General features: G+C 35.5%; 6 protein-coding genes. All 6 read left to right on the forward strand.

All coding sequences use genetic code 11. The features are described 5' to 3' along the window. The first annotated feature begins 306 nt into the window (after positions 1–306). Positions 307–495, forward strand: a complete 189-nt coding sequence (locus tag B5F71_RS21225) for a nuclease domain-containing protein (protein WP_343285815.1) — start codon at positions 307–309, stop codon at positions 493–495. Between the two features lie 323 nt (positions 496–818). Further along, positions 819–1,076 carry a hypothetical protein gene (locus tag B5F71_RS21230; protein WP_343285814.1) on the forward strand — a complete coding sequence of 86 codons (258 nt, stop codon included), beginning with the start codon at positions 819–821 and terminating at the stop codon, positions 1,074–1,076. Positions 1,077–1,273: 197 nt separating this feature from the next. After that, positions 1,274–1,480, forward strand: a complete 207-nt coding sequence (locus B5F71_RS18880; protein ID WP_087213421.1) for a helix-turn-helix transcriptional regulator — start codon at positions 1,274–1,276, stop codon at positions 1,478–1,480. A 20-nt stretch (positions 1,481–1,500) separates the two neighbouring features. Next, positions 1,501–2,820 carry a hypothetical protein gene (locus B5F71_RS18885; protein WP_087213415.1) on the forward strand — a complete coding sequence of 440 codons (1,320 nt, stop codon included), beginning with the start codon at positions 1,501–1,503 and terminating at the stop codon, positions 2,818–2,820. Beyond that, positions 2,799–4,052, forward strand: a complete 1,254-nt coding sequence (locus B5F71_RS18890; protein WP_087213418.1) for a hypothetical protein — start codon at positions 2,799–2,801, stop codon at positions 4,050–4,052. Before B5F71_RS18885 ends, B5F71_RS18890 begins: the two co-directional genes overlap by 22 nt. Then, positions 4,049–4,231: hypothetical protein (locus B5F71_RS19980; RefSeq protein WP_143269945.1), on the forward strand; the 183-nt coding region annotated here is incomplete at its 3' end. The genes B5F71_RS18890 and B5F71_RS19980, both read left to right, overlap by 4 nt.

Genomic DNA, 4,231 nt, shown 5'->3' on the forward strand with positions numbered 1-4,231 from the left:
TTTTGATTTGCAACTATAAAATTACTCATTTTCTGCGATATGCGGAAATCCCTGTGCCTCTTTTATATCCCAAGAAGAAGGTTATCTATTAACTTGCGAAACTTGAATATTTAATTTAATAGGTACAAATGCCTAAAATAAAACAATGTAGAGTTGGCGGAACTCATCTATACCCCCCCCCAAAAAAAAAGTTCGGAAAATGAAAATAGCTCTGTTGGCATAACAGATTTGGTAGTACCAACCGTACCTTAGAAACCGGACATTATACTGCAGCTTACCAAGAACGATTTGCAGGAAGGCATGATAATGACATATCCATTTGATGCGAAGTATCGTATTGATGGAAAAGACAGAAATGGCGTTGATGTTCCACCCGAAGATGCGATTAACCAAACACACAGATATCGTGATACAATCTATTACAAGGACCACCCAATTGGATACATTGAAAAAAGAAGTTATAGGAGGATATATTCTTTTCCCAGGCAATGGTGAACCTACTGATGTTGCCGTATCTAAGTTCCGCAAGACTATATAGATGAGGTAAATACCGGTGCATTTCCACTCCGTCCGAAAGACACACATAACCGATTACTTTTGGAGAACTTTATAGAAGAACTGCTCAGTATGAAGTCTCATGAGACTATATCCAAGGTAATACCACAAAAAGGGACATTTGTAGAAGTCTATAATCGAGTGCTTATAGGCCTTATTACAAACAGTAGCCATAAAGGTTATTTGCAAAGTTTCAAGGATGGTAATGCCACCTTATATCACATATCCCCACAACTATTGCTTTGCAAAATCTACATTACTTCATGCCTTATTTTAAAGGAGAAGGTATTCGTGATACCTATAAGATAATTAGGGTCAGAACCATCATGTCAAAGGAAGCGAAGCAAATGGAGGGAGATACAGAGGTCTATTACCTTCATCTTGCTTTTGAACCGCAATACTTTCGTAAACAATATGATGGCATTCAACCAATCCGTACAACCAAAATAATAAGCCGCACGTTTATTGATACTACTTTTGATAAATTGGATAAAATTGTCATAATAAATAAAGAATTATAAATTATCAAATAAAGTTATGGCGGTAAGTGATACAATAGGGGGGTAGAACTCAATTTCTATATACAATACACATAGTAATAAACGATTGCAAATCTGATTTGCTATATGCGATTCGTTATAGAAGCATAAAAAAAAAGCCTATAATGGCTATTCCGAAAAATGTTAATACCTTTGCATTGAACTTAAATAAAATTACAATGGACGATTTGAATCGATTAAAGGTGGTACTGGTTGAGCAGAAGAAAACTGGTAAATGGCTTGCAGAGCAACTTGGCGTTAGCACTACAACCATAAGCCGATGGTGCTCAAATGCATCACAGCCAGACCTTCAAACATTAAATAAGATTGCAAAAGTTCTAAATGTCAATATGAAGGACTTGCTGACAGATAACAAAATGGAATAGAATTACATAACGTCTTAGCAATGACGCAAGAAAATAAAATACTAAAAGCGCGTTTGATGGATGTCTATCAAGCTCTTGAAAACAAATATAATCCAATGGGACTTACCATTGGTACTTATGATACACCCGTCAATTTTAACGAATCATTAAGAACGCCAATTCATAGATGGTATGGATATAAAGAAGGCTTCTCTCCATCCTTCGTGAATGAATTCGTTTCAAAATATTCAAGATCTTCAGAAGATATTATTTTCGATCCCTTTGGTGGAGTCGGAACGACAGGACTTGAAGCTAATAAAATGGGGTACAATGCATATCTTATGGATGTCAATCCATTAGGCATTTTTGCATCTACTGTTAAAACAAGGCATTACTCTGACATCGAGGTAGAGCACTTCGTTAATGAAATCAATTTATTTGAGTCGATTGAGAAGTGGCCAATAACCTTGTCGATTGACAATAAAACGATTGTTAAATATTTTGATGAAACAACGTGGAATTCTCTACTACAAATTAAAAGTTATATTTCAAAAAGAGGTGATGAAACTGTTCGGAATTTGTTTTCCTTGGCCCTTTTGTCCCTAATAGAAGAAATATCAACGCATCACAAAAATGGTAATGGTGTTAAGAAAAAAAGAATGCTTCCAAAACCGCTGTCATTTAGCGCTCTAAAGGAGAAATTGGTTGGAAGATTATCGATGTACATTGGCGATATTAAGAACACAAATCTTAAAGGCGAAACAACTATCTTTTATCAAAGTAACCTTGAGGGGTATGCTCTACCTTCAAAAGCAGACATTGTATTAACATCTCCTCCGTATGCGAATTGTTTTGATTATAGCAAGGTCTATCTAACTGAATTATGGGTTGGAGGTTTTTTTACTACAAAAGAAGATCAAAAACTGTTTAGAGACAAATCTGTAATAAGTCATGTCCACTATCGGTGGAACCCACGAAATGAGACCTATGGGACTGATATTATAAACAATTTGATTGTGCCAATTCTTGAAAAGAAAGATTTATGGAGTAACAATATTATTCCCATGTTAAAAGGTTATTTTTCTGATATGGGTAAATTTCTTTTTAATCTTTCAAAGAATCTTAATGAAGGAGCCACCGTCGGCATTGTCGTTGGTAATTCCGTCTATGGTGGGACTCCAATAGCAACAGATGTTATTCTTGCAAGGCAGGCAGAAGAATTAGGCTATAAATGCATTAATATTAAGGTATATAGAAAGGTAATAGCATCATCTCAACAAATGATATTATTATCAGATTATGAAAAAAAATATGTTCGTGAAAGTTTAGTAGTACTCAAATGGATAGGAGAAACAAAATAGAAATCGATTTATATAATCCGTATAGACTGGGCTGGGGGGAAGAAATCTCTTTTCCCTCTTCTAGAAATGTTAAAGAATATGGGAACAGAATATACAATAGATATCCTGCAAGAAGCATTTTTTTGGTACCCCGTGCCATCCTTGCTTCAATTGGCAAGAAACACATGAACGTTCTTGATCCTTTCATGGGGAGTGGTACAACTGCTGTAGAAACTGTTATTAGTGGAAATAATCCTTATGGATTAGAGATGGACCCGTTTGCCAGAATGGTGGCAGAAGTAAGTTCAACCATATTCAGCAAAAGTGAACTGAATGAGATAAATGAGGTACAGGCATCATTAATTAGCGATTGGAAAACGTTTGAAGAGGCAGAGGTTCCTAATCTATCAGGTATAAAACGCTGGTTTAAGAAAGAAGACTTATCGAATTTACTGAAATTGAAATCTGCCATAATATCTATTGCTCCAAAGAAATATCGGCCTTTTTTTATGGTGACTTATGCAGATGCAATTAAGCCTGTATCATTAATGGAAAGACAGTCATTGAAGCCTTATATTTCAACAAAGTATCCGAAAGAGACAAAAGATGTTGAGTCTTCCTTCATGTACAGCTTTAATGTACATTTTGTTGCTATGCAAGAAATGTTGTCTTCAAAAAAAGCAAATAGAAGGATTAACTGGATTGGTGATGATGCGACAGATTTTCTATTAGAAAGCCCCATTATAGATATTGCTATTTCTTCCCCACCATACATAAATGCATTAGATTACACTCGTTGTATTAAGGTGGAAAGTGCATTCTGTGGAACAATTGACAATAATATTGCAAATAGATTAAGAGAGAAACAAGTTGGACATGAAAGAAGACGTACCCAAGAGATTTCTGAAGTGGTAAAAGAATATTTTACACCATATTTTGACAAAATTGTCGATAGGGATAAGCTGAGAGCATTAACATGCCAAGCATATTTTAATGACATGTATAAAAACCTCGCATGTGTACATAATGTCTTAAAAAAACATGGGGAATACCATGTTATAATTGGAGATAACACTATAAAAGGAGTAGAAATACCAACCCATGAAATTATTCAACAATTAGCAATAGAAGTGGGATACGAAAGCTTCGGTTATTATAAGTATGTAATAAAAGACCATCGAACATCTATTCCTAGAAACAAGAAAAATAGTAAAATAGAGTATGAACACGTTATAATGCTTAGAAAGTTATGAAATATAACATTAATTGTATCTATAACTATTATGACACCCTTCTTTCTGAATGGGGTGAATGGAATCGTAACCCCACCGTCAAGTTAGAAGTGCAACTCCGCCACCGCCTTCCTCCGTCCTTGGAGCGTAGCGGAAAGGGCGGAGGAAGGCGGTGGAAGCCCGGAATCAGGGTCATCCGG

The organism is Bacteroides sp. An269, assembly GCF_002159755.1.
GTDB lineage: Bacteria > Bacteroidota > Bacteroidia > Bacteroidales > Bacteroidaceae > Phocaeicola > Phocaeicola intestinalis.